Annotated in this window: 16 protein-coding genes, 6 tRNA genes and 3 rRNA genes; 2 read left to right on the top strand and 23 right to left on the bottom strand. The window is 55.9% G+C overall.

The annotated features are described in order from the left end of the window. Positions 1–152 precede the first annotated feature (152 nt). The 22 genes from rpoC to tyrS all read right to left on the bottom strand — a co-directional run bounded on the left by rpoC (position 153) and on the right by tyrS (position 23,170). The gene (gene rpoC, locus NPS58_RS06495) at positions 153–4,352 is read right to left on the bottom strand and encodes a DNA-directed RNA polymerase subunit beta' (protein ID WP_028944941.1); all 4,200 of its coding nucleotides are present in this window, start codon (positions 4,350–4,352) and stop codon (positions 153–155) included. 64 nt (positions 4,353–4,416) lie between these two features. Beyond that, positions 4,417–8,490: a DNA-directed RNA polymerase subunit beta gene (gene rpoB, locus NPS58_RS06490; protein ID WP_274114509.1), complete on the bottom strand. Its 4,074-nt coding sequence runs from the start codon at positions 8,488–8,490 to the stop codon at positions 4,417–4,419. Positions 8,491–8,709: 219 nt separating this feature from the next. Further along, positions 8,710–9,075, bottom strand: a complete 366-nt coding sequence (gene rplL / locus NPS58_RS06485; RefSeq protein WP_007957596.1) for a 50S ribosomal protein L7/L12 — start codon at positions 9,073–9,075, stop codon at positions 8,710–8,712. 78 nt (positions 9,076–9,153) lie between these two features. Beyond that, positions 9,154–9,654: a 50S ribosomal protein L10 gene (rplJ, locus tag NPS58_RS06480; RefSeq protein ID WP_028944939.1), complete on the bottom strand. Its 501-nt coding sequence runs from the start codon at positions 9,652–9,654 to the stop codon at positions 9,154–9,156. Positions 9,655–9,853: 199 nt separating this feature from the next. After that, entirely contained in the window at positions 9,854–10,549 is a 696-nt protein-coding gene (rplA, locus tag NPS58_RS06475; RefSeq protein ID WP_028944938.1) for a 50S ribosomal protein L1, read from the bottom strand. Continuing rightward, complete coding sequence (gene rplK, locus NPS58_RS06470) at positions 10,549–10,980, bottom strand: 50S ribosomal protein L11 (RefSeq protein WP_028944937.1); 432 nt, start codon at positions 10,978–10,980, stop codon at positions 10,549–10,551. The genes rplA and rplK overlap by 1 nt, the downstream gene beginning before the upstream one ends. A gap of 119 nt (positions 10,981–11,099) precedes the next feature. Further along, positions 11,100–11,633, bottom strand: coding sequence for a transcription termination/antitermination protein NusG (gene nusG / locus NPS58_RS06465; RefSeq protein ID WP_010220294.1), 534 nt, complete (start codon positions 11,631–11,633; stop codon positions 11,100–11,102). A 9-nt stretch (positions 11,634–11,642) separates the two neighbouring features. Continuing rightward, on the bottom strand, positions 11,643–12,011 hold the full coding sequence (gene secE, locus NPS58_RS06460; protein WP_274114506.1) for a preprotein translocase subunit SecE: 369 nt from the start codon (positions 12,009–12,011) through the stop codon (positions 11,643–11,645). 45 nt (positions 12,012–12,056) lie between these two features. Beyond that, positions 12,057–12,132: transfer RNA gene (locus NPS58_RS06455), tRNA-Trp, on the bottom strand. A 53-nt stretch (positions 12,133–12,185) separates the two neighbouring features. Next, positions 12,186–13,379, bottom strand: a complete 1,194-nt coding sequence (gene tuf / locus NPS58_RS06450) for an elongation factor Tu (RefSeq protein ID WP_100634181.1) — start codon at positions 13,377–13,379, stop codon at positions 12,186–12,188. Positions 13,380–13,464: 85 nt separating this feature from the next. Further along, a tRNA-Thr gene (locus NPS58_RS06445) sits at positions 13,465–13,540 on the bottom strand. A gap of 26 nt (positions 13,541–13,566) precedes the next feature. Continuing rightward, positions 13,567–13,640: transfer RNA gene (locus NPS58_RS06440), tRNA-Gly, on the bottom strand. 23 nt (positions 13,641–13,663) lie between these two features. Then, a tRNA-Tyr gene (locus NPS58_RS06435) sits at positions 13,664–13,748 on the bottom strand. A 144-nt stretch (positions 13,749–13,892) separates the two neighbouring features. Beyond that, positions 13,893–14,321: a hypothetical protein gene (locus NPS58_RS06430; RefSeq protein WP_274114504.1), complete on the bottom strand. Its 429-nt coding sequence runs from the start codon at positions 14,319–14,321 to the stop codon at positions 13,893–13,895. Between the two features lie 7 nt (positions 14,322–14,328). Next, a complete protein-coding gene (locus tag NPS58_RS06425; RefSeq protein WP_274114502.1) occupies positions 14,329–15,075 on the bottom strand; it encodes a pantothenate kinase in 747 nt (248 codons plus the stop codon). Further along, on the bottom strand, positions 15,065–16,024 hold the full coding sequence (gene birA / locus NPS58_RS06420) for a bifunctional biotin--[acetyl-CoA-carboxylase] ligase/biotin operon repressor BirA (RefSeq protein ID WP_274114500.1): 960 nt from the start codon (positions 16,022–16,024) through the stop codon (positions 15,065–15,067). The genes NPS58_RS06425 and birA overlap by 11 nt, the downstream gene beginning before the upstream one ends. Positions 16,025–16,279: 255 nt before the next feature. Beyond that, positions 16,280–16,395, bottom strand: a 5S ribosomal RNA gene (gene rrf, locus NPS58_RS06415). Between the two features lie 133 nt (positions 16,396–16,528). Further along, positions 16,529–19,419: ribosomal RNA gene (locus NPS58_RS06410) — 23S ribosomal RNA — on the bottom strand. 222 nt (positions 19,420–19,641) lie between these two features. After that, a tRNA-Ala gene (locus NPS58_RS06405) sits at positions 19,642–19,717 on the bottom strand. Positions 19,718–19,727: 10 nt separating this feature from the next. Then, positions 19,728–19,804 (bottom strand) — tRNA-Ile (locus tag NPS58_RS06400). Between the two features lie 85 nt (positions 19,805–19,889). Continuing rightward, positions 19,890–21,426 (bottom strand): 16S ribosomal RNA (locus NPS58_RS06395). The 16S, 23S and 5S rRNA genes sit together here with 2 tRNA genes alongside, the layout of an rRNA operon. Positions 21,427–21,970: 544 nt before the next feature. Next, positions 21,971–23,170, bottom strand: coding sequence for a tyrosine--tRNA ligase (tyrS, locus tag NPS58_RS06390; RefSeq protein ID WP_274114498.1), 1,200 nt, complete (start codon positions 23,168–23,170; stop codon positions 21,971–21,973). Positions 23,171–23,380: 210 nt separating this feature from the next. Between tyrS and NPS58_RS06385 the strand changes: the two genes are divergently transcribed. Continuing rightward, complete coding sequence (locus tag NPS58_RS06385; RefSeq protein ID WP_274114496.1) at positions 23,381–24,808, top strand: peptidoglycan DD-metalloendopeptidase family protein; 1,428 nt, start codon at positions 23,381–23,383, stop codon at positions 24,806–24,808. Between the two features lie 3 nt (positions 24,809–24,811). Then, positions 24,812–25,903, top strand: coding sequence for an anhydro-N-acetylmuramic acid kinase (locus tag NPS58_RS06380; protein ID WP_274114494.1), 1,092 nt, complete (start codon positions 24,812–24,814; stop codon positions 25,901–25,903). Between the two features lie 61 nt (positions 25,904–25,964). Here the strand turns inward: NPS58_RS06380 and erpA are convergent, their stop codons facing one another. After that, on the bottom strand, positions 25,965–26,315 hold the full coding sequence (gene erpA, locus NPS58_RS06375) for an iron-sulfur cluster insertion protein ErpA (protein ID WP_028942121.1): 351 nt from the start codon (positions 26,313–26,315) through the stop codon (positions 25,965–25,967). Between the last annotated feature and the right edge of the window lie 73 nt (positions 26,316–26,388).

Raw genomic sequence — 26,388 nt, 5'->3', positions numbered from 1 at the left:
CGGGACGGAGTCCCACCAAATTTAGGGGTACAAGAGTCTAAAGAGGATCTTGCCCCCAGTCAAGACGAGGCCCCAGCCTCCCTCCTCCGGTCATCGGCAACATTTTATGTCGCCAATGACCAGATCGGGTAAGCCAGGGCCCTGTCCTACTTTCAGTTACCGCTGGAATTCAGCGCTTCGGTCAGTGCGGCTTCCACCTCACTGGCACTTACGCGCAGCGGCTTGTCTGCATCACGGCGACGCTTACGCTCGCTGTGGTATGCCAGACCGGTACCAGCCGGGATCAGACGACCCACGACCACGTTTTCTTTCAGGCCGCGCAGGTAGTCACGCTTGCCAGTTACCGCCGCTTCGGTCAGAACACGGGTGGTCTCCTGGAAGGAGGCCGCCGAGATGAACGACTCGGTCGACAGCGAAGCCTTGGTGATACCCAACAGTACACGAGTGAACTTGGAGACAAACTTGTCTTCCGCGCTGAGGCGCTCGTTCTCTACCAGTACCTGGGTCAACTCCATTTGGTCGCCCTTGATGAAGCTGGAGTCACCCGACTCGGCAATCTCAACCTTGCGCAGCATCTGACGCAGGATGGTTTCGATGTGCTTGTCGTTGATCTTCACGCCTTGCAGACGGTAAACGTCCTGAATCTCGTTGACGATGTACTTGGCCAGCGCGCTTACACCCAGCAGACGCAGGATGTCGTGCGGGTCGCTAGGACCGTCGGAGATAACTTCGCCGCGGTTCACTTGCTCGCCTTCGAAGACGTTCAGGTGACGCCACTTCGGAATCAGCTCTTCATACGGATCGCTACCGTCGTTCGGCGTAATGACCAGACGGCGCTTGCCTTTGGTCTCTTTACCGAATGCGATGGTGCCGCTGACTTCAGCCAGGATCGAGGCTTCTTTCGGACGACGGGCTTCGAACAAGTCGGCAACCCGAGGCAGACCACCGGTGATGTCACGGGTCTTCGACGTTTCTTGCGGGATACGCGCGATAACATCACCGACACCGATCTGGGCACCGTCAGCCACACCAACCAGGGCGTTCGCCGGCAGGAAGTACTGAGCTGGTACGTCGGTACCTGGCAGCAGCAGATCCTTACCATTGGCGTCGACCATCTTGATTGCAGGACGGATTTCCTTACCTGCAGCCGGACGGTCTTTAACGTCCAGAACTTCAATGTTGGTCAAACCAGTCAATTCGTCAGTCTGACGCTTGATGGTAATACCTTCTTCCATGCCCACGAAGGTCACGGTACCTTTCATTTCGGTAACGATCGGGTGGGTGTGCGGATCCCATTTGGCGACGATTGCGCCAGCGTCGACCTTGTCGCCTTCCTTCACCGAAATCACTGCACCGTAAGGCAGCTTGTAGCGCTCACGCTCACGACCGAATTCGTCGGCAATCGCCAACTCACCGGAACGCGATACGGCAACCAGGTTACCGTCGGCGCGCTCAACCTGCTTCAGGTTGTGCAGGCGAACCATACCGCCGTTCTTCACCTGGACGCTGTCGGCAGCCGAGGTCCGGCTTGCAGCACCACCGATGTGGAACGTACGCATGGTCAACTGGGTACCCGGCTCACCGATCGACTGTGCAGCGATAACGCCGACAGCTTCACCGATGTTCACCTGGTGACCGCGAGCCAGATCACGACCGTAACACTTGGCGCAGATGCCGTAGCGGGTTTCGCAGCTGATCGGCGAACGGACGATCACTTCGTCGATGCTGTTCAGCTCGATGAACTCGACCCACTTCTCGTCCACCAGGGTGCCGGCAGGAACGATAACGTCGTCAGTGCCTGGCTTGAACACGTCACGGGCAATAACTCGACCCAGTACGCGCTCACCCAAAGGCTCTACTACGTCGCCGCCTTCAATGTGCGGCGTCATCAGCAGGCCTTGCTCGGTGCCGCAGTCGATCTCGGTAACGACCAGATCCTGTGCAACGTCTACCAGACGACGAGTCAGGTAACCGGAGTTAGCGGTTTTCAACGCGGTATCCGCAAGACCCTTACGAGCACCGTGAGTCGAGATGAAGTACTGGAGTACGCTCAGGCCTTCACGGAAGTTCGCGGTAATTGGCGTCTCGATGATCGAGCCGTCCGGCTTGGCCATCAGACCACGCATACCGGCCAACTGACGAATCTGAGCTGCCGAACCCCGAGCACCGGAGTCAGCCATCATGTACATCGAGTTGAAGGACTCTTGCTCGACTTCGTCGCCATTGCGGTCAATGACCTTCTCTTTCGAGAGGTTGGCCATCATCGCCTTGGAAACTTCATCGTTCGCCTTGGACCACAAGTCGATGACTTTGTTGTACTTCTCGCCCTGGGTTACCAGGCCGGAGGCGTACTGGCTCTCGATCTCTTTCACTTCGTCGGTAGCGGTACCGATGATGCGTGCTTTTTCATCCGGGATAACGAAGTCGTTAACACCGATGGAAACGCCGGAGATGGTCGAGTAGGCAAAGCCGGTGTACATCAGCTGGTCAGCGAAGATCACGGTCTCTTTCAGACCAACCACGCGGTAGCACTGGTTGATCAGCTTGGAGATCGCCTTTTTCTTCATTGGCTGGTTGACCACGTCGTACGAAAGACCTGGTGGAACAACCTGGAACAGCAAAGCACGGCCGACGGTGGTGTCGACGATACGGGTGTTCTTGACGCTGCCGCCATCGCGATCGTTAACGGTTTCGTTGATACGAACCTTGATCTTGGCGTGCAAGGCAGCTTCGCCGGCGCGGAATACGCGGTCGACTTCCTGCAGGTCGGCAAATACGCGACCTTCGCCCTTGGCGTTGATGGCTTCACGGGTCATGTAGTACAGACCCAGTACAACGTCCTGCGAAGGAACGATGATTGGCTCACCGTTGGCTGGCGACAGAATGTTGTTGGTCGACATCATCAGCGCACGCGCTTCGAGCTGGGCTTCCAGCGTCAGCGGCACGTGAACGGCCATCTGGTCACCGTCGAAGTCGGCGTTGTACGCAGCACAGACCAGTGGGTGCAGCTGAATAGCCTTACCTTCGATCAGTACCGGTTCAAACGCCTGGATACCCAAACGGTGAAGGGTCGGTGCACGGTTGAGCAGTACCGGGTGTTCGCGAATCACTTCGGCGAGAACGTCCCACACCTCTGGCAGCTCGCGCTCGACCATCTTCTTGGCGGCCTTGATGGTGGTCGCCAGACCACGCATTTCCAGCTTGCCGAAAATGAACGGCTTGAACAGCTCGAGCGCCATCTTCTTCGGCAGACCGCACTGGTGCAGACGCAGGGTCGGGCCTACGGTAATTACCGAACGGCCGGAGTAGTCAACACGCTTACCGAGCAAGTTCTGACGGAAACGACCCTGCTTACCCTTGATCATGTCAGCCAGGGATTTCAGAGGACGCTTGTTGGAACCGGTAATGGCACGACCGCGACGGCCGTTATCCAGCAGTGCGTCGACAGCTTCCTGCAGCATGCGCTTTTCGTTGCGCACGATGATGTCCGGTGCGGACAGATCGAGCAGGCGCTTCAGGCGGTTGTTACGGTTGATCACCCGACGATAGAGATCGTTCAGGTCGGAAGTCGCGAAGCGACCGCCATCCAGCGGAACCAATGGGCGCAGATCTGGCGGCAGAACCGGCAGAACGGTCAGGACCATCCACTCAGGCAGGTTGCCCGAACCCTGGAAGGCTTCCATCAGTTTCAGACGCTTGGACAGCTTCTTGATCTTGGTTTCCGAGTTGGTCTGCGGAATCTCTTCGCGCAGGCGGCCAATCTCGTGCTCCAGGTCGATAGCGTGCAGCAGTTCACGGACAGCCTCGGCACCCATACGGGCGTCGAAGTCATCACCAAACTCTTCCAGCGCTTCGAAGTACTGCTCATCATTGAGCAACTGACCTTTTTCCAGCGTGGTCATGCCTGGATCGATAACGACATAGCTCTCGAAATAGAGAACGCGCTCGATATCACGCAGGGTCATGTCCATCAGCAGGCCGATACGGGACGGCAGCGATTTCAGGAACCAGATGTGGGCAACCGGAGAGGCCAGCTCGATGTGCGCCATGCGCTCACGACGAACTTTGGCCAGGGCGACTTCAACGCCGCACTTCTCGCAGATCACGCCACGGTGCTTCAGGCGCTTGTACTTACCGCACAGGCACTCGTAGTCCTTGACTGGGCCAAAGATCTTGGCGCAGAACAGACCGTCACGCTCAGGCTTGAACGTACGGTAGTTGATGGTTTCCGGCTTTTTAACTTCACCGAACGACCACGAACGGATCATCTCAGGCGAGGCCAATCCGATACGGATGGCGTCGAACTCTTCGACTTGACCCTGGTTTTTCAGCAAATTCAGTAGGTCTTTCAAGGCCTTTCCTCCTGGCGGAGCAGGGAGCGGGCTTTTCAGCCACGCTCCCGATTCGCGTCACGTGTTATTCGGTTTCCAGATCGATATCGATACCGAGCGAACGAATCTCTTTGATCAACACGTTGAAGGACTCGGGCATGCCCGGCTCCATACGGTGATCGCCGTCCACGATGTTTTTGTACATCTTGGTCCGACCGTTCACGTCGTCCGACTTCACTGTGAGCATTTCTTGCAGGGTGTATGCCGCGCCGTATGCTTCCAGCGCCCACACTTCCATCTCCCCGAAACGCTGACCACCGAACTGCGCCTTACCACCCAGCGGCTGCTGGGTAACCAGGCTGTAAGAACCAGTGGAACGCGCGTGCATCTTGTCGTCCACCAAGTGGTTCAGCTTGAGCATGTACATGTAACCAACGGTCACATGGCGCTCGAACTTGTTGCCGGTACGACCATCGAACAGCTGCATCTGACCGCTTTCTGGCATGTCTGCCAGTTTCAGCATGGCCTTGATCTCGCTTTCCTTCGCACCGTCGAAAACTGGTGTAGCCATAGGCACACCACCTTTGAGGTTCTTCGCCAGATCCAGGATTTCCTGGTCGGAGAAGGTCTCAAGGCTTTCCTGACGACCACCGATCTCGTTATAGATCTCGGTGAGGAACTTGCGCAGTTCGATGACCTTGCGCTGCTCTTCGAGCATGCGGTTGATCTTCTCGCCCAGACCCTTGGCTGCGAGGCCCAGGTGGGTTTCGAGGATCTGACCAACGTTCATACGCGATGGTACACCCAACGGGTTGAGTACCACGTCAACCGGCGTACCGTTGGCGTCGTGCGGCATGTCTTCGACGGGCATGATCACGGAGACCACACCTTTGTTACCGTGACGACCGGCCATCTTGTCGCCCGGCTGGATGCGACGACGGATTGCCAGGTAGACCTTGACGATCTTCAGTACGCCCGGTGCCAGGTCATCGCCCTGCTGCAGCTTGCGCTTCTTGTCTTCGAACTTGTCATCCAGCAGACGGCGACGATCAACGATGTAGGCCTGAGCCTTCTCGAGTTGTTCGTTCAGCGCGTCTTCGGCCATGCGCAGCTTGAACCACTGGCCATGCTCCAGGCCGTCCAGTACTTCGTTGGTGATGACAGTACCCTTCTTCAGGCCTGCACCACCGTCGACGACCTGACCGTTCAGGGCAGAACGCAGACGCTCGAAGGTTGCACCTTCTACGATACGGAACTCTTCGTTCAGGTCCTTGCGGATCTCGTCGAGCTGCATCTTCTCGATGGACAGCGCACGGCTGTCGCGCTCAACGCCGTCACGGGTGAAGACCTGTACGTCGATGACAGTACCTTTGGTGCCGGTTGGCACGCGCAGGGAGGTGTCTTTAACGTCGCTGGCCTTCTCACCGAAGATCGCACGCAGCAGCTTCTCTTCTGGAGTCAGCTGGGTTTCGCCTTTTGGCGTGACCTTGCCGACCAGGATGTCGCCGGCGCCAACTTCAGCACCAACATAGACGATACCAGCCTCATCCAGCTTGTTCAGAGCGGCTTCACCGACGTTCGGAATGTCCGCGGTGATTTCCTCTGGGCCAAGCTTGGTGTCACGGGCCACACAGGTCAGTTCCTGGATGTGGATCGTGGTGAAGCGGTCTTCCTGAACTACACGCTCGGACAGGCAGATGGAGTCTTCGAAGTTGAAGCCGTTCCATGCCATGAACGCGATGCGCATGTTCTGACCCAGTGCCAGTTCACCCATATCGGTGGACGGGCCGTCGGCCATGATGTCGCTACGCTGGACCACATCACCCTTGCGTACCAGCGGACGCTGGTTGATGCAGGTGTTCTGGTTCGAGCGGGTGTATTTGGTCAGGTTGTAGATGTCGACACCAGCTTCGCCGGTTTCAACTTCGTCATCCGCAACACGAACCACAATACGACTGGCATCGACGGAATCGATCACACCACCACGACGAGCCACGACGCAAACGCCGGAGTCACGGGCAACGTTACGCTCCATACCGGTACCGACCAGCGGCTTGTCGGCGCGCAGGGTTGGTACAGCCTGACGCTGCATGTTCGAACCCATCAACGCACGGTTGGCGTCGTCGTGCTCGAGGAACGGAATCAGCGACGCGGCGACCGAAACTACCTGCTTCGGCGAAACGTCCATCAAGGTGACGTCTTCCGGCGCCTTGACGGTGAACTCGTTCAGGTGACGAACGGCTACCAGCTCGTCGATCAGTTGCTTCTTCTCGTTCATCGCGGCCGAAGCCTGAGCGATGACGTGATCCGCTTCTTCAATCGCCGACAGGAACACGATCTCGTCGGTAACCACACCCTCTTTCACCACGCGATACGGGCTTTCGAGGAAGCCGTACTGGTTGGTGCGGGCATAAGCTGCCAGGGAGTTGATCAGACCGATGTTCGGACCTTCAGGGGTCTCGATCGGGCAGACACGGCCGTAGTGAGTCGGGTGCACGTCACGGACTTCAAAGCCTGCGCGCTCACGAGTCAAACCACCAGGGCCGAGTGCAGAGACACGACGCTTGTGAGTAATCTCGGAGAGCGGGTTGTTCTGGTCCATGAACTGCGAGAGCTGGCTGGAGCCAAAGAACTCTTTCACTGCCGCCGCAACCGGCTTGGCGTTGATCAGGTCCTGAGGCATCAGGCCTTCGCTTTCAGCCATCGACAGACGCTCTTTGACCGCACGCTCTACGCGTACCAGGCCAACGCGGAACTGGTTCTCGGCCATCTCGCCGACGCAACGAACGCGACGGTTACCCAGGTGGTCGATGTCGTCGACGATGCCTTTGCCGTTACGGATATCGACCAGGGTCTTGAGGACCTCGACGATGTCTTCCTTGCTCAGCACGCCCGAACCTTCGATTTCGGTACGACCGATACGACGGTTGAACTTCATGCGACCAACAGCCGACAGATCGTAACGCTCGGCGCTGAAGAACAGGTTGTTGAACAGGGTCTCGGCGGCATCCTTGGTTGGCGGCTCGCCAGGACGCATCATCCGATAGATTTCGACCAGCGCTTCCAGCTGATTGCTGGTGGAGTCGATCTTCAGGGTATCGGAGATGAATGGACCACAGTCGATATCGTTGGTGTACAGGGTCTCGATGCGGACTACCTGAGCCTTGGCGATCTTGATCAGCAGCTCGGTATTCAGCTCGGTGTTGCACTCGGCCAGGATTTCGCCGGTAGCCGGATGCACAATGGCTTTGGCGGTAGTACGGCCCAGGACGTATTCCATAGGAACGTCCAGTTGCTTAACACCGGCCTTTTCCAGCTGGTTGATGTGACGAGCGGTAATACGACGACCCTGCTCGACAATCACCTTGCCGGTTTCGTCATGGATATCCATGACCGCAACTTCACCACGCAGGCGCTGAGGCACCAGCTCCAGGCTCAGCTTCTCGCCCGATACGTGGAAAACGTTGGTGGTGTAGAAGGCATCCAACACTTCTTCAGTGCTGTAACCCAGTGCACGCAGCAGTACCGACGCAGGCAGTTTGCGACGACGGTCGATACGGACGAATACACAGTCTTTCGGATCGAATTCGAAGTCCAGCCACGAGCCACGGTAAGGAATGATCCGAGCCGAGTACAGCAGCTTGCCCGAGCTGTGAGTCTTGCCACGGTCGTGGTCGAAGAACACACCTGGCGAACGGTGCAGCTGGGAAACGATAACACGCTCGGTACCATTGATTACGAAGGTACCGTTTTCAGTCATCAGGGGGATTTCACCCATGTAGACTTCTTGCTCTTTGATGTCCTTGATCGCTTTGTTCGACGATTCTTTGTCGAAAATGATCAGGCGCACTTTCACCCGCAGTGGTACGGCGTAGGTTACGCCGCGCAGTACGCATTCTTTGACATCAAAAGCTGGTTCGCCCAAACGATAGCCAACGTACTCCAGGGCAGCATTGCCGGAGTAGCTGATGATCGGGAAAACCGATTTGAAGGCCGCATGCAGGCCCACGTCGCGGAACTGATCTTTGGTCGCTCCCGCTTGCAAGAATTCACGATACGAATCCAGCTGGATGGCCAGGAGGTAAGGCACATCCATGACGTCCGGCAACTTGCTAAAGTCCTTGCGGATACGTTTTTTCTCAGTGTATGAGTAAGCCATCAGCGTTCCCCAGCTTGGTCACCTGCTTGTTTGGCTTCTCCCGACGGGAGCAGCCAGAAAATCGTGCAAACCCCTTGGTTTGCGCCACCATCATTGGTGGTTGCAGCTCGTTATCGGCGCCGACCTAGTCAGCTGCCAATAACGGAAAAAGGCCGGTGGCAAGAGCCACCAGCCATCAGCCGTTTGCTTAGCGCTCGGGCTGGAGTCGCAAAGTCGAAATTACTTGAGTTCGACTTTAGCGCCTGCTTCTTCCAGCTTCTTCTTGGCGTCTTCAGCAGCTTCTTTCGAAACGCCTTCAGCGACAACCTGAGGAGCGCCGTCAACTTTCTCTTTGGCTTCTTTCAGGCCCAGACCGGTCAGTTCACGAACGGCCTTGATCACGTTGACTTTCTTCTCGCCGGCTTCAACCAGAACAACGTTGAATTCGGTTTGCTCTTCAACAACGGCAGCGGCAGCAGCTGGGCCGGCAGCGGCAACAGCAGCGGTAACGCCGAAGGTTTCTTCCATTGCTTTGATCAGCTCAACAACTTCCAGAACGGTTTTCTGGCCGATTGCTTCGATGATTTGCTCGTTAGTCAGAGACATGACTTAAATCCTGTATTGGGGTGACAGCCTACGCAGCTATCAAATTAAACGTATGATTTCGAAAGCGCTTTCTGTGCCTTAGGCAGCAGTAGCTTCTTTCTGGTCGCGAATAGCTGCCAAAGTACGAGCCAGCTTGCTGGTAGCGCCTTGGATCACGCTCATCAGCTTCGCGATGGCTTCGTCGCGGGTCGGCAGGGTAGCCAACACGTCGATTTCGTTTGCGGCAAGGAACTTGCCGTCGAACGCAGCTGCCTTGATCTCGAACTTGTCCTGACCCTTGGCGAACTCTTTGAACAGACGAGCAGCAGCGCCCGGGTGTTCATTGGAGAAAGCGATCAGGGTCGGGCCAGTGAAGGCGTCGTTGAGGACACTGAATTCAGTGTCAGCAACAGCGCGCTTGAGCAGGGTGTTACGTACGACACGTACGTATACGCCAGCTTCACGAGCCTCTTTACGGAGTCCGGTCATTGCGCCTACAGTCACACCACGGGCATCAGCCACGACAGCGGACAGAGCGACTTTGGCAGCCTCGTTGACTTCAGCGACGATGGCCTTCTTGTCTTCGAGTTTAATTGCCACGGGTAAAACTCCTGCTTGTTACCGTTTCATCTGGCCGAAGCCGGATGTCGTTTTGGTGTCTGATTCGGTAAGGAACCGGGAGCACCATCTGCGTAGGCTTTAGGTTTAAGGCTTGCGCCGCCTACGGTCTTGGATAGCCCCCGCCAGGCAGGGACCCCAATTTTTTAAGCCGACGCGATCGCTCGCATCGGCTTTTGTCTTACGCGTTCAGCGAGCTCTGGTCGATGACCAGACCTGGGCCCATAGTGGTGCTCAGGGTAACGCGCTTAACGTAGATACCTTTCGAGGAAGCTGGCTTGATACGCTTCAGATCAGCGATCAGGGCTTCAACGTTTTCCTTCAGCTTGCCAGCTTCAAAGCCGACCTTGCCAACGGAGGTGTGGATGATGCCGTTTTTGTCGGTGCGATAACGAACCTGACCAGCCTTGGCGTTTTTAACCGCAGTGGCTACGTCTGGAGTTACGGTACCGACTTTCGGGTTAGGCATCAGGCCGCGAGGACCCAGAACCTGACCCAGCTGACCTACAACACGCATTGCGTCCGGGGAAGCAATTACGACGTCATAGTTCAGGTCGCCGCCTTTCATTTCGGCAGCCAGATCGTCCATACCTACACGGTCAGCGCCGGCAGCCAGAGCGGCCTCAGCAGCTGGACCCTGAGTGAAGACAGCAACGCGTACGGTCTTGCCAGTGCCGTGCGGCAGCACAGTAGCGCTACGAACAACCTGGTCGGATTTACGCGGGTCAACACCGAGGTTGACAGCAACGTCGAAGGATTCGCTGAACTTCACAGTGGACAGTTCGGCCAGCAGCACTGCTGCGTCTTCGAAATTGTAGACTTTGCCAGCTTCGAGCTTCGAAGCAATGGCCTTTTGGCGCTTGGTCAGCTTAGCCATTACACACCCTCCACGTTGAGGCCCATGCTGCGAGCAGAACCGGCGATGGTACGCACGGCTGCTTCCATGTCAGCGGCAGTCAGATCAGCATTTTTGGTTTTTGCGATCTCTTCCAGCTGAGCACGAGTCACAGTACCGACTTTAACGGTGTTCGGACGTGCCGAACCGCTGGTCAGGCCAGCTGCTTTCTTCAGCAGAACCGAAGCAGGGGTGCTTTTGGTTTCGAAGGTGAAGCTACGATCACTGTAAACAGTGATGATCACAGGAGTCGGCAGGCCGGCTTCTTGACCCTGAGTACGGGCGTTGAAGGCCTTGCAGAATTCCATGATGTTCACACCGTGCTGACCCAGTGCTGGGCCAACGGGTGGGCTTGGGTTGGCCTGGCCGGCCTTTACTTGCAGCTTGATGTAAGCCTGAATCTTCTTAGCCATGAGCTACTCCAATATCGGGTACGAACGCCTGAAGGCTCCCCGGATGACTTGCGTTTTATCCCAGTGACGACAAAACCCCGCAGCACATAGGGCTGCGGGGTCAGGGATGCTTTGTTCGGCTAGACCTTCTCGACCTGGCTGAACTCAAGCTCTACCGGGGTAGAGCGACCGAAAATAAGCACGGCCACTTGGATCCGGCTCTTCTCGTAGTTAACTTCTTCAACAGTACCGTTGAAATCAGCGAACGGACCATCGATAACACGGACAACTTCGCCCGGCTCGAACAGCGTCTTCGGCTTAGGCTTGTCGCTGCCATCGGCAACACGGCGCAGAATGGCCTCAGCTTCTTTATCGGTAATTGGTGCAGGTTTATCTGCAGTACCACCAATGAAGCCCATGACGCGAGGGGTATCCTTGACCAAGTGCCAAGTCCCTTCGTTCATGTCCATCTGGACCAGCACATAACCCGGGAAGAACTTACGCTCGCTCTTGCGCTTCTGGCCGTTGCGCATCTCAACCACTTCTTCAGTGGGGACCAGAATTTCGCCGAAACCGTCTTCCATGCCAGCCAGCTTTACGCGCTCGATCAGCGAGCGCATTACATGCTTCTCGTAACCCGAGTAAGCATGCACAACGTACCAACGCTTAGCCACGGGACACCCTTAGCCAACAATCAAGGAAATCAACCAACCGAGCAGGGAGTCGAGACCCCACAGCAGCAGCGCCATCACCAGGACAACCGCCACTACGATGAGTGTGGTTTGCATGGTTTCTTGACGGGTTGGCCATACGACTTTACGAATCTCGGTGCGAGCTTCCTTTGCCAGCGCAAAGAACGACTTGCCCTTGGCAGTCTGAAGGGCAATAAAGCCAGCGACAGCAGCAAGTGCGAGAAGTGCGAGTACGCGATACAGAATCGGCGAAGCGGAGTAATATTGATTACCCACCACACCAACGACTACCAAAGCGACAACAGCCAGCCACTTGAGCAGGTCAAAACGAGAGTCTTGGGCTTCAGCCTTGGGAGTCATCTAGGAAAATCCTGTGAAAAGAAAGCCAGACACACGAGGTGAATCTGGCAGGTCAGGAGGGAATCGAACCCCCAACCTACGGTTTTGGAGACCGTCGCTCTGCCAATTGAGCTACTGACCTAAAAGCTTATCAGGCCGGCCATTATGCCGACCTGATCGAGAGAAATCAACTACTTATTCGATTACTTTGGCTACGACGCCAGCGCCGACGGTACGACCGCCTTCACGGATAGCGAAACGCAGACCATCTTCCATTGCGATGGTTTTGATCAGAGTGACAGTCATCTGGATGTTGTCACCTGGCATTACCATTTCAACGCCTTCTGGCAGCTCGCAGTTACCGGTCACGTCAGTAGTACGGAAGTAGAACTGTGGACGGTAGCCTTTGAAGAACGGAGTATGACGGCCGCCTTCTTCCTTGCTCAGAACGTAAACTTCTGCGGTGAACTTGGTGTGCGGCTTAACCGAACCTGGCTTAACCAGAACCTGACCACGCTCAACGTCGTCACGCTTGGTACCACGCAGCAGAACGCCACAGTTCTCGCCAGCACGACCTTCGTCCAGCAGCTTGCGGAACATCTCAACACCGGTGCAGGTGGTGGTGGTGGTGTCACGCAGACCAACGATTTCCAGGGCGTCCTGAACGCGGACGATACCACGCTCGATACGACCGGTAACTACGGTACCACGACCCGAGATCGAGAATACGTCTTCGATTGGCATCAGGAACGGCTTGTCGATAGCACGCTCTGGCTCTGGGATGTAGCTGTCCAGAGTTTCAACCAGGCGCTTGACAGCGGTGGTACCCATTTCGTTGTCGTCTTTGCCTTCCAGCGCCATACGAGCCGAACCGATGATGATCGGAGTGTCGTCGCCTGGGAAGTCATAGGTGGACAGCAGGTCGCGAACTTCCATCTCAACCAGTTCCAGCAGCTCAGCGTCGTCTACCAGGTCAGCCTTGTTCAGGAAGACCACGATGTACGGAACGCCAACCTGACGGGACAGCAGGATGTGCTCACGGGTTTGTGGCATCGGACCATCGGCGGCCGAGCAAACCAGGATCGCGCCGTCCATCTGGGCAGCACCGGTGATCATGTTCTTCACGTAGTCAGCGTGACCTGGGCAGTCAACGTGAGCGTAGTGACGAATGTTTGAATCGTACTCGACGTGCGCAGTATTAATGGTAATACCGCGAGCCTTCTCTTCCGGGGCGCTATCGATCTTGTCGAAGTCGACCTTGGCCGAACCGAAAACCTCGGAACAAACGCGAGTCAGCGCAGCTGTCAACGTGGTCTTGCCATGGTCTACGTGACCAATGGTGCCAACGTTTACGTGCGGCTTGTTACGTTCGAACTTTTCCTTAGCCATCGAGATTATCCCCCGGTAGAAGTAATAAGCAGATCAAACAGACCATTAAAACAAAGGCAGATATTTTCATATCTGCCTTGTTATATGGAGCTCTTGAGCGGATTTGAACCGCTGACCTCACCCTTACCAAGGGTGTGCTCTACCAACTGAGCTACAAGAGCGTAACACTGTGCAAAAACAGCAAACCTGGAGCGGGTAGCGGGAATCGAACCCGCATCATCAGCTTGGAAGGCTGAGGTTCTACCACTAAACTATACCCGCGGAGCTTGCGGCTCTCGCTAAACTGGTGGAGGGGGAAGGATTCGAACCTTCGAAGTCGTAGACGTCAGATTTACAGTCTGATCCCTTTGGCCGCTCGGGAACCCCTCCTAAGCGTGGGCGGCATTTTCAACTCTTGCCGTCCTACTGTCAAGCTTTTTCTCATTAAAATCTTGAGGTTAGCTAATTTGACAGCTACTTCTCAGTTCAACCACTCAGTGGTCATCCCTGTGAAGCGGGCGCCATTCTATCAAGCTATTCGCCAGTTGCAATACCCTCGCACAACATTATTTTATGTTTTAAGTCTTTGAAATCTCGGGAAAGTACTCCAAGCAGGGTTTGGTCCAGCAAACGCCGGCTTTGTGGAGCGACCTGCAACCACAAGCCCCCTGAGTCACCCAGCCTGCCAATAACCGGTAGCGCTTCGACATCCAATGCCAGAAGACGCTGACGCAGGGCATTGAGCTGCTCCTTGGTGGCGAGCCCCCCAACATACAGGCACTCCTGATCACCTTCGGACGGGCGCTTATCCTGCTCAGATTCGCTCAATAGCCGAATCCCCTGCTGACTACCCTTATAGAGCGACAGAGGCGCCACTTCCTTGGCCTTCAAGGGTGCCTCTTGCTGATGCCAGACGTAATAAACGCCATTGAGCACCACCAACAACAGAAACAACCAACGCATAGTCACCTCAATCCAGCGGACAGGCCAACGCCAAGCCCACAAACACCAGGTCAGGCACGACTCGGGCATGTGGGACCGCCTCTTGCACCAGTGGCGCATCACCACCTGTCAGCAGCACTGTGAAATCATCCCCCCACAACGCCTTCGCGTGATCGATCTGAGAACGAGCAAACCCCTGGAGCATGTGAACGCAACCACGCTCCACAGCCTCCACTGTCGAACGCCCTGGCGTCATGCTCGACAGAGCGCGTTCTGCCGATGCGTCGTCATAGCGAATCCGGCGGGTATGGGTACGCAACTGGCTACGCATCAGCGGCATTCCAGGGCATATGAAGCCCCCCAGGTGCTCGCCGTCAGCGGCGACGAAGTCAGCCTTTGCCGCAGTCCCGAAGTCCATTACGAGACAGGCCCGCTTGGCCAGGTGATACCCCCCCAGCAAGGCAAGCCAGCGGTCCAGCCCCAGGCGCTCATAGTCGTCATAGCCATTACGCACAACACCCACCTCTCTGGCGGGCTGGGCAACCATTACGTCAATCCCGAACTGGCGCGACAACAGCGCGCCAAGACTTTCGGTTTCCTCTTCACTCCTGACACTTACCAGGCGACAGCGCTCAGGAGGACTTGCCAGCGCCGTGATTGCCGCAATGAGAGCCTGATCAGAATCGACTACACCGCCCGCTACGATCGTCGCAAATGCGCTACGCACAATGCGCCACTTGATGAAGCTATTACCGCAATCGAGCTCAAGAATCATCACGCAACCTCAAACTGAGCTCACCACCGCTGAAGCTCTTCTCCACACCATCGACGTCAAGACGCAAAGCACCCTGACCATCGACGCCCAATACTTTGCCGTCAATCCTATTGACCCCGGCGATCAAAGATACCGCTTGCCCCTGCCAGAGATGGGCGTGCTCCCACTCCTGCTGGAAGGTGGCGAATCCGCCATGCCGGTGCCGCTCCAAATCTGATTGCAAATTCTGATTGAGCCGGGCGACCAGCATATTACGATCAACATTCAAGCCGGTCTCGCGACGCATTGAGGTCCACGCCTGGTCGATCTCACCGGCCGACTGCATGTTTACATTGACTCCCACACCCAGCACTACATGACACACATCCGCCGGATCACCGACCAGCTCCAAGAGAATACCGGCGATCTTTTGATTATTGACCAGCACATCATTCGGCCACTTCAAACCCGCATCAGCAACGCCGAATGCGTGCAAGGTACGCATCACCGCAAGCCCAACGACCAAGCTGAGGCCTTCGAGCTGACGCATGCCACCCTCAATGCGCAACACGAGGCTGTAATAGAGGTTTTCAGCGAAGGGGCTGACCCACTGTCGTCCTCGTCGCCCACGACCGGCTGTCTGCCGCTCGGCCAGCACCAGGAACGGTGCAGCCTGCCCCTCGCTAATAGAGCGCAAAGCTTGGGCATTGGTCGAATCAATAGAATCGAATATCAGGGCAGGCCAATTCTCGCCCTGGGCATACTCGGCAATAGCCGGCGCCTCCAGCAGCGATAACGGCGCAGCCAGCTGATAGCCGCGACCGCGCACTTTATGAATGGGCAGATTCAATTCAGCCTCGAGGTGCTGTAACTGTTTCCAGACAGCACTACGGCTTACGCCAAGGGCGACCCCCAGATCCTGCCCGGAATGGAACCGGCCATCCTTGAGGAGCTTCAACAACTTCAGCATGCCAATCTCGACTCGTAATGAGGTTCGCATGATATCCATGCGGGTGGGGATTGCATAGAAATCTGAGGAGACTGGGTCGACGCGAAATGAGATCGCATGCCGAGCAAAGATGTGAGGGGGCGAGCTATCCCTATGATTGCTCCTGACCCTTGATCCCAAACGGTGGGGCAAGCCCACCCCTGCAGATCGATATTTAGCGGCCCAGAAAAGACAAAACCCCTACCTGCGTACGCAGATAGGGGTTTCGGATTTTAATCTTGACGATGACCTACTCTCACATGGGGAAACCCCACACTACCATCGGCGATGCATCGTTTCACTGCTGAGTTCGGGATGGGATCAGGTGGTTCCAATGCTCTATGGTCGTCAAGAAATTCTGTTGCCAGAAGGTCTTGTGCAGACACTCCAGCGAATCGGGTATGTGACAATCTGTGGTTTTTTTGAACTTTCGGTTCAATGCGTCTTCACCACCACAATCTGCGCTGCAGATTGCTTGGGTGTTATATGGTCAAGCCTCACGGGCAATTAGTATTGGTTAGCTCAACGCCTCACAGCGCTTACACACCCAACCTATCAACGTCGTAGTCTTCGACGGCCCTTCAGGGAGCTCAAGGCTCCAGTGAGATCTCATCTTGAGGCAAGTTTCCCGCTTAGATGCTTTCAGCGGTTATCTCTTCCGAACATAGCTACCCGGCAATGCCACTGGCGTGACAACCGGAACACCAGAGGTTCGTCCACTCCGGTCCTCTCGTACTAGGAGCAGCCCCTCTCAAATCTCAAACGTCCACGGCAGATAGGGACCGAACTGTCTCACGACGTTCTAAACCCAGCTCGCGTACCACTTTAAATGGCGAACAGCCATACCCTTGGGACCGGCTTCAGCCCCAGGATGTGATGAGCCGACATCGAGGTGCCAAACACCGCCGTCGATATGAACTCTTGGGCGGTATCAGCCTGTTATCCCCGGAGTACCTTTTATCCGTTGAGCGATGGCCCTTCCATACAGAACCACCGGATCACTAAGACCTACTTTCGTACCTGCTCGACGTGTCTGTCTCGCAGTCAAGCGCGCTTTTGCCTTTATACTCTACGACCGATTTCCGACCGGTCTGAGCGCACCTTCGTACTCCTCCGTTACTCTTTAGGAGGAGACCGCCCCAGTCAAACTACCCACCATACACTGTCCTCGATCCGGATAACGGACCTGAGTTAGAACCTCAAAGTTGCCAGGGTGGTATTTCAAGGATGGCTCCACGCGAACTGGCGTCCACGCTTCAAAGCCTCCCACCTATCCTACACAAGCAAATTCAAAGTCCAGTGCAAAGCTATAGTAAAGGTTCACGGGGTCTTTCCGTCTAGCCGCGGATACACTGCATCTTCACAGCGATTTCAATTTCACTGAGTCTCGGGTGGAGACAGCGCCGCCATCGTTACGCCATTCGTGCAGGTCGGAACTTACCCGACAAGGAATTTCGCTACCTTAGGACCGTTATAGTTACGGCCGCCGTTTACCGGGGCTTCGATCAAGAGCTTCGCGTTAGCTAACCCCATCAATTAACCTTCCGGCACCGGGCAGGCGTCACACCCTATACGTCCACTTTCGTGTTTGCAGAGTGCTGTGTTTTTAATAAACAGTCGCAGCGGCCTGGTATCTTCGACCGGCATGAGCTTACGGAGCAAGTCCTTCACCCTCACCGGCGCACCTTCTCCCGAAGTTACGGTGCCATTTTGCCTAGTTCCTTCACCCGAGTTCTCTCAAGCGCCTTGGTATTCTCTACCCAACCACCTGTGTCGGTTTGGGGTACGGTTCCTAGTTATCTGAAGCTTAGAAGCTTTTCTTGGAAGCATGGCATCAACCACTTCGTCGCCTAATGGCAACTCGTCATCAGCTCTCGGCCTTAAGATCCCGGATTTACCTAAGATCTCAGCCTACCACCTTAAACTTGGACAACCAACGCCAAGCTGGCCTAGCCTTCTCCGTCCCTCCATCGCAATAACTAGAAGTACAGGAATATTAACCTGTTTTCCATCGACTACGCTTTTCAGCCTCGCCTTAGGGACCGACTAACCCTGCGTCGATTAACGTTGCGCAGGAAACCTTGGTCTTTCGGCGTGGGAGTTTTTCACTCCCATTGTCGTTACTCATGTCAGCATTCGCACTTCTGATACCTCCAGCAAGCTTCTCAACTCACCTTCACAGGCTTACAGAACGCTCCTCTACCGCATCACCTAAGTGATACCCGTAGCTTCGGTGCATGGTTTGAGCCCCGTTACATCTTCCGCGCAGGCCGACTCGACTAGTGAGCTATTACGCTTTCTTTAAAGGGTGGCTGCTTCTAAGCCAACCTCCTAGCTGTCTAAGCCTTCCCACATCGTTTCCCACTTAACCATGACTTTGGGACCTTAGCTGACGGTCTGGGTTGTTTCCCTTTTCACGACGGACGTTAGCACCCGCCGTGTGTCTCCCATGCTCGGCACTTGTAGGTATTCGGAGTTTGCATCGGTTTGGTAAGTCGGGATGACCCCCTAGCCGAAACAGTGCTCTACCCCCTACAGTGATACATGAGGCGCTACCTAAATAGCTTTCGAGGAGAACCAGCTATCTCCGAGCTTGATTAGCCTTTCACTCCGATCCACAGGTCATCCGCTAACTTTTCAACGGTAGTCGGTTCGGTCCTCCAGTCAGTGTTACCTAACCTTCAACCTGCCCATGGATAGATCGCCCGGTTTCGGGTCTATACCCAGCGACTAAGCGCCCTATTAAGACTCGCTTTCGCTACGCCTCCCCTATTCGGTTAAGCTCGCCACTGAATATAAGTCGCTGACCCATTATACAAAAGGTACGCAGTCACCTAACAAAGTAGGCTCCCACTGCTTGTACGCATACGGTTTCAGGTTCTATTTCACTCCCCTCTCCGGGGTTCTTTTCGCCTTTCCCTCACGGTACTGGTTCACTATCGGTCAGTCAGTAGTATTTAGCCTTGGAGGATGGTCCCCCCATATTCAGACAAAGTTTCTCGTGCTCCGTCCTACTCGATTTCATGACTAAGAGATTTTCGCGTACAGGGCTATCACCCACTATGGCCGCACTTTCCAGAGCGTTCCGCTAATCTCAAAGCCACTTAAGGGCTAGTCCCCGTTCGCTCGCCACTACTAAGGGAATCTCGGTTGATTTCTTTTCCTCAGGGTACTTAGATGTTTCAGTTCCCCTGGTTCGCCTCTTGCACCTATGTATTCAGTACAAGATACTCAGCTTATGCTGAGTGGGTTCCCCCATTCAGAGATCTCCGGATCAAAGTCTGTTTGCCGACTCCCCGAAGCTTATCGCAGGCTACCACGTCTTTCATCGCCTCTGACTGCCAAGGCATCCACCGTATGCGCTTCTTCACTTGACCATATAACCCCAAGCAATCTGGTTATACTGTGAAGACGACATTCGCCGAAAATTCATGAAAACTCACAAATTTTACCTTAGCCTGAACAATCACCAGTGAAAGTGTTGTCCAGTCTATCTTTCTATCACATACCCAAATTTTTAAAGAACGATTCTGAAAAAGTTCAGAAATCAATATTCGACGCGAATATTCATTTCTAAGCTTTGACACGGTAGCAAGGGGTGGTGGAGCCAAGCGGGATCGAACCGCTGACCTCCTGCGTGCAAGGCAGGCGCTCTCCCAGCTGAGCTATGGCCCCAACAAGAAACTGGTGGGTCTGGGCAGATTCGAACTGCCGACCTCACCCTTATCAGGGGTGCGCTCTAACCAACTGAGCTACAGACCCAGTTAAGAGCTGTTACCGATATCGTCTTCTTCAATGAATCAAGCAATTCGTGTGGGAGCTTATAAGACAGCTGATGTCTGTCGATTAAGGAGGTGATCCAGCCGCAGGTTCCCCTACGGCTACCTTGTTACGACTTCACCCCAGTCATGAATCACACCGTGGTAACCGTCCTCCCGAAGGTTAGACTAGCTACTTCTGGTGCAACCCACTCCCATGGTGTGACGGGCGGTGTGTACAAGGCCCGGGAACGTATTCACCGCGACATTCTGATTCGCGATTACTAGCGATTCCGACTTCACGCAGTCGAGTTGCAGACTGCGATCCGGACTACGATCGGTTTTGTGAGATTAGCTCCACCTCGCGGCTTGGCAACCCTCTGTACCGACCATTGTAGCACGTGTGTAGCCCAGGCCGTAAGGGCCATGATGACTTGACGTCATCCCCACCTTCCTCCGGTTTGTCACCGGCAGTCTCCTTAGAGTGCCCACCATAACGTGCTGGTAACTAAGGACAAGGGTTGCGCTCGTTACGGGACTTAACCCAACATCTCACGACACGAGCTGACGACAGCCATGCAGCACCTGTGTCAGAGTTCCCGAAGGCACCAATCCATCTCTGGAAAGTTCTCTGCATGTCAAGGCCTGGTAAGGTTCTTCGCGTTGCTTCGAATTAAACCACATGCTCCACCGCTTGTGCGGGCCCCCGTCAATTCATTTGAGTTTTAACCTTGCGGCCGTACTCCCCAGGCGGTCAACTTAATGCGTTAGCTGCGCCACTAAAATCTCAAGGATTCCAACGGCTAGTTGACATCGTTTACGGCGTGGACTACCAGGGTATCTAATCCTGTTTGCTCCCCACGCTTTCGCACCTCAGTGTCAGTATGAGCCCAGGTGGTCGCCTTCGCCACTGGTGTTCCTTCCTATATCTACGCATTTCACCGCTACACAGGAAATTCCACCACCCTCTGCCCTACTCTAGCTCGCCAGTTTTGGATGCAGTTCCCAGGTTGAGCCCGGGGATTTCACATCCAACTTAACGAACCACCTACGCGCGCTTTACGCCCAGTAATTCCGATTAACGCTTGCACCCTCTGTATTACCGCGGCTGCTGGCACAGAGTTAGCCGGTGCTTATTCTGTCGGTAACGTCAAAACACTAACGTATTAGGTTAATGCCCTTCCTCCCAACTTAAAGTGCTTTACAATCCGAAGACCTTCTTCACACACGCGGCATGGCTGGATCAGGCTTTCGCCCATTGTCCAATATTCCCCACTGCTGCCTCCCGTAGGAGTCTGGACCGTGTCTCAGTTCCAGTGTGACTGATCATCCTCTCAGACCAGTTACGGATCGTCGCCTTGGTGAGCCATTACCTCACCAACTAGCTAATCCGACCTAGGCTCATCTGATAGCGCAAGGCCCGAAGGTCCCCTGCTTTCTCCCGTAGGACGTATGCGGTATTAGCGTTCCTTTCGAAACGTTGTCCCCCACTACCAGGCAGATTCCTAGGTATTACTCACCCGTCCGCCGCTGAATCAAGGAGCAAGCTCCCGTCATCCGCTCGACTTGCATGTGTTAGGCCTGCCGCCAGCGTTCAATCTGAGCCATGATCAAACTCTTCAGTTCAATACTGCTTGGGTTTTGAGAAAACCCTAAACTTGGCTCAGCAATCTCAAATGACTTATTCGAAGTCTTTCGACTTCTCGTGTAGTCACTTGTGATGCTGATAATCTTTTTGACTATCAGTCTGAGCTCACAAGCACCCACACGAATTGCTTGATTCGATTGTTAAAGAGCGTTGGCTGAAGTCTTTCGCTTCAACCGAGGCGCGCATTCTACGCTTTCCTCAGAGTGTGTCAAGCGTTTATTTTGAAGTTTTTAGCAAAAAGCCTTTCAACTTCAACCGCTTAACTCGCTGCGATCTCTCGTCAGCGGGAGGCGAATTCTACAGCGTTTCAATTCGCTGTCAACCACCTTTTTCACCGCTGCCGATCTTTCGATCGAAGCCCCTCCAGCACCACCTGAAACCGCTAACTCTTTGAAACTCAAGGAGTTTTCGGTTCCGACTACGCCGGAAGTGGGGCGAATTATAGAGATATAAAACGGGGCGTCAAGGGTTAATTTCAAAGAACCCCAAATCAACCTGCGCCCCACTCTATATATAGGTAATTTACTCAGCCTTCAGCGTGATGCGAGCGAATGCCTTCTTGCCTGCCTGGCAAACATGGGTAGCACCCAGCGCGAATACAAAACCCCGATCAACCACTTCGCCATCCACGCGCACACTACCGGCCGCCAGCAAATCACGGGCCGCCGCCGAGTTCTTCACCAGGCCTGCCTTATTAAGAACAGCCGAAATCGGCATTTCTTCGCTTGCGAGCACTTCGACCTCTGGCAGGTCTTCTGGCAACTCGCCTTCTTTCATGCGATTGCCTGCAGCGCGATGAGCGTTGGCCGCAGCCTCTTCACCATGGAAACGAGCAACGATCTCTTCAGCCAGCTTGATCTTGATGTCGCGCGGGTTCGCACCTGCAGCCACATCGGCACGGAACGCGTCGATTTCTTCCATCGAGCGGAAGCTAAGCAGCTCGAAGTAACGCCACATCAGGGTATCCGGGATCGACACCAGCTTGCTGTACATCACGCCCGGCGCTTCCTGGATACCTACATAGTTACCCAGCGACTTGGACATCTTCTTCACGCCGTCGAGCCCCTCGAGCAGCGGCATGGTCACAATGTTCTGCGCTTCCTGACCATAAGCACGCTGAAGCTCGCGTCCCATCAGCAAGTTGAACTTCTGATCGGTACCACCCAGCTCGACATCACACTTGAGCGCGACCGAGTCGTAGCCCTGCACCAGCGGGTAGAGGAACTCGTGGATGGCGATCGGCTGGTTGGTGGTGTAGCGCTTGTCGAAGTCATCGCGCTCAAGCATGCGCGCCACGGTGTACTGCGAAGCCAGGCGAATGAAATCAGCCGGCGTCAGCTTGTCCATCCAGGTGGAGTTGAAAGCGACCTCGGTCTTGGCCGGATCGAGAATCTTGAACACCTGCTGCTTATAGGTCTCGGCATTGTCCAGCACCTGCTCGCGGGTCAGCGGCGGACGCGTGGCACTTTTGCCGCTCGGGTCACCGATCATGCCGGTGAAATCGCCGATCAGGAAGATGACCTGATGCCCCAGATCCTGGAACTGGCGCAGCTTGTTAATAAGGACGGTATGCCCCAAGTGCAGGTCGGGCGCGGTCGGATCGAAACCCGCCTTGATCCGCAACGGCTGCCCACGCTTGAGCTTCTCGACCAATTCGGACTCTACCAGTACCTCTTCCGCACCACGCTTGATCAGCGCTAGCTGCTCTTCAACCGACTTCATAACAGACCCGCAAGGCTCAGATTCAAAGGGCCCCAACCATACAAGATCAGCCATCAATTACAAGTTTTTGCCCCGGATGTGACCTCGAAGCCGACTGATGACGTCTGCGCGCTTGCGCCGAAGGGGATTTGGTTATATTTTATACAGTTATTTCATCTTCATCATGTCATTCATCTTTTCCAATTCATCTATTTCAAAGTCAATTCATCTATGACCAACGAACCGCCTAAAGCGCCCCCGCTTTATCCGAAGAGCCATCTGTTGGCCGCCAGCGGCATCGCCGCCTTACTCAGTCTGGCCTTGCTGGTGTTCCCCTCCAGCGAGGTAGAAGCCAAGAAGACCACCCTTAACCTGGAGCTGGAGAGCCCTGCCGAGCAGCTCAAGCAGGAGCCGGAAGCGCCGCTGACCCAAAGCGCCAGCGCTGCAGACGCTTCTCCATTCGCGCAGATCGACGATGGCGCCGCCCCGGCAGAGAACACTGCCAAGGCCGAGCCAGCAACTGCGCCGGCCCCGGAAGCGGCCCCCGCCAAAGACCCAAGCCACCGCGAAGTCACCGTCAGCCGCGGCGATACGCTGTCGACCCTGTTCGCCAAAGTTGGCCTGCCGTCGGCCGCAGTGCATGAAGTGCTGGCGAGCAACAAGCAAGCCAAGCAGTTCAGCCAGCTCAAAAGCGGCCAGGTCCTGCAGATCGAGCTGGACAAGGACGGCCAGCTGGCCAGCCTGCACAGCAAAGTCAGCAATCTCGAAACCATCCGCTTGACCAAAAGCGCAAACGGTTACGCCTTCAATCGTGAAATCAGCAAGCCGGTGGTGCGTTCTGCATACGCTCACGGCACCATCAAGAGTTCGCTGTCGGCATCCGGCCAACGCGCCGGCCTGTCCCATAGCCTGACCATGGATATGGCGCGAATCTTCGGCTACGACATCGATTTCGCCCAGGACATCCGCCAGGGTGACGAGTTCGACGTCATCTATGAGCAGAAGGTCATGGACGGCAAGGTCGTCGGTACCGGCAATATTCTCTCCGCCCGCTTCACCAACCGCGGCAAGACCTTTACCGCCGTTCGCTACACCAACAAGCAGGGCAACACCAACTACTACACCGCCGACGGCAACAGCATGCGCAAGGCCTTCATCCGTACCCCGGTTGATTTCGCCCGCATCAGCTCGCGCTTCTCGGCTGGCCGCAAGCACCCGATCCTCAACAAGATCCGCGCTCACAAAGGTGTCGATTACGCCGCACCACGCGGCACGCCTATCAAGGCAGCAGGTGATGGCAAGGTATTGCTGGCCGGACGTCGTGGCGGCTACGGCAACACCGTTATCATCCAGCACGGCAACCGCTACCAGACCCTCTACGGGCACATGCAGGGCTTCGCCAAAGGCGTGAAGACCGGCGGCACCGTCAAGCAGGGCCAGGTGATCGGCTATATCGGTACCACCGGCCTGTCGACTGGTCCACACCTGCACTACGAGTTCCAGGTCAATGGTGTCCACGTCGACCCACTGGGCCAGAAGCTGCCGATGGCCGACCCCATCGCCAAGGCCGAGCGCCCGCGCTTCCTGCAGCAAAGCCAGCCGCTGGTTGCGCGCATGAACCAGGAAAAGGCTACCATGCTCGCGTCCAACAAGCGCTAAGCGATGGCTCTTTATCTGGGAGTGATGTCCGGGACCAGCCTTGATGGCCTGGACATCGCATTGATCGAGCAAGAGCAGCACACCCGGCTGCTCGCCACCAATTACATCCCCATGCCCGCCAGCCTGCGCCAGGACCTTTTGGCTCTGTGCGCCAGTGGCGCTGACGAGATAGCTCGCGCAGCCCTGGCCGAAAACCAATGGGTACGCCTCGCGGCCCAAGGCATCGAGCACTTGTTGGCCGCGCAGAACCTCAAGCCTGCAGATGTGCGCGCCATTGGCAGTCACGGCCAGACCATCCGCCATGAGCCATCGCGCGGGTTTACCGTGCAGATCGGCAACCCGGCGCTGCTCGCCGAACTCAGCGGCATCTGCGTGGTGGGTGACTTTCGTCGCCGTGATGTGGCTGCCGCAGGCCAGGGCGCACCGCTCGTGCCTGCCTTTCATGAAGCTTTGTTCGAGCATCAGGGACAGCGCCTGGCGGTGCTCAACGTCGGCGGGTTCAGCAACCTCAGCCTGATAGAGCAGGACAAGCCCGTCAGCGGTTTCGACTGCGGCCCGGGCAACGTACTGCTCGACGCCTGGATTCATGAGCGACATGGCCACAGCTACGACGCCGATGGCGCCTGGGCTGCCAGTGGCAACGTCGATCCAGGCTTGCTGGCCGCCCTGCTCAGTGATCCATTCTTCGCCGGTACCGGCCCCAAGAGCACCGGCCGGGAAGTGTTCAACCTGCCGTGGCTCAAGCAGCACCTGGCAGAACTACCGGCGATTGCAGACGTGGACGTCCAGGCAACGCTGCTCGAGCTCACAGCTCACAGCATCGTCAGTTCCCTGCAAGCCGCCCAGCAGGACACCCAGGCATTGCTGGTATGCGGTGGCGGCGCCCACAACGGCGCACTGATGCGTCGCCTGGCCGCGCTGCTACCTGATGCCCATGTCGACAGCACCGCCGCCCATGGCATTGATCCTGACTGGGTCGAGGCCATGGCATTCGCCTGGCTTGCCCATTGCTGCTTGCATGGCATCCCGGCCAATCGCCCCAGCGTCACCGGCGCCCGTGGCCTGCGAGTGCTTGGCGCCATCTACCCAGCCTGACCTGCACACAGCAAAACGCCGCGCATTAGCGCGGCGTTTTGCTGTGTAACCTACCCTGCGATCAGATCGAGAACGATGAGCCGCAACCACAAGTGGTGCTGGCATTCGGGTTCTTGATGACGAAACGCGAGCCTTCCAGGCCTTCCTGGTAATCCACTTCGGCTCCTGCCAGATACTGGAAGCTCATCGGGTCGACCACCAGAGCCACGCCTTCGCGCTCGACGATGGTGTCGTCTTCGGCGACGTCTTCATCGAAAGTGAAACCGTACTGAAAACCCGAGCAACCGCCGCCTGTCACGAACACTCGCAACTTCAGGCGATCATTGCCTTCTTCATCGACCAGGGTCTTCACCTTGTGCGCTGCACCCTCTGTGAACTGCAAAGCCACTGGGGTGAAGGATTCGACGCTCATGCTGACTATCTCCCGGCGCTATGCCGCCATAATGCGTGATGACGCGCATTATCCGCTTCTCCGAGAAAAGCGG

It is taken from the genome of Pseudomonas putida, assembly GCF_028682455.1.
Taxonomy (GTDB): Bacteria; Pseudomonadota; Gammaproteobacteria; order Pseudomonadales; family Pseudomonadaceae; genus Aquipseudomonas; species Aquipseudomonas putida_AA.
Note: the sequence above shows the minus strand (reverse complement) of the source record. Positions and strands in the feature narration are given on the sequence as shown.

Excerpts from the sequence above, each read along its gene's own strand:
- rpoB (WP_274114509.1), bottom strand. The coding sequence starts at position 8,490 with ATGGCTTACTCATACACTGAGAAAAAACGTATCCGCAAGGACTTTAGC.
- rplL (WP_007957596.1), bottom strand. The coding sequence starts at position 9,075 with ATGTCTCTGACTAACGAGCAAATCATCGAAGCAATCGGCCAGAAAACC.
- rplA (WP_028944938.1), bottom strand. The coding sequence starts at position 10,549 with ATGGCTAAGCTGACCAAGCGCCAAAAGGCCATTGCTTCGAAGCTCGAA.
- rplK (WP_028944937.1), bottom strand. The coding sequence starts at position 10,980 with ATGGCTAAGAAGATTCAGGCTTACATCAAGCTGCAAGTAAAGGCCGGC.
- secE (WP_274114506.1), bottom strand. The coding sequence starts at position 12,011 with ATGACTCCCAAGGCTGAAGCCCAAGACTCTCGTTTTGACCTGCTCAAG.
- tuf (WP_100634181.1), bottom strand. The coding sequence starts at position 13,379 with ATGGCTAAGGAAAAGTTCGAACGTAACAAGCCGCACGTAAACGTTGGC.
- NPS58_RS06430 (WP_274114504.1), bottom strand. The coding sequence starts at position 14,321 with ATGCGTTGGTTGTTTCTGTTGTTGGTGGTGCTCAATGGCGTTTATTAC.
- NPS58_RS06425 (WP_274114502.1), bottom strand. The coding sequence starts at position 15,075 with ATGATTCTTGAGCTCGATTGCGGTAATAGCTTCATCAAGTGGCGCATT.
- birA (WP_274114500.1), bottom strand. The coding sequence starts at position 16,024 with ATGCTGAAGTTGTTGAAGCTCCTCAAGGATGGCCGGTTCCATTCCGGG.
- tyrS (WP_274114498.1), bottom strand. The coding sequence starts at position 23,170 with ATGAAGTCGGTTGAAGAGCAGCTAGCGCTGATCAAGCGTGGTGCGGAA.
- NPS58_RS06385 (WP_274114496.1), top strand. The coding sequence starts at position 23,381 with ATGACCAACGAACCGCCTAAAGCGCCCCCGCTTTATCCGAAGAGCCAT.
- NPS58_RS06380 (WP_274114494.1), top strand. The coding sequence starts at position 24,812 with ATGGCTCTTTATCTGGGAGTGATGTCCGGGACCAGCCTTGATGGCCTG.
- erpA (WP_028942121.1), bottom strand. The coding sequence starts at position 26,315 with ATGAGCGTCGAATCCTTCACCCCAGTGGCTTTGCAGTTCACAGAGGGT.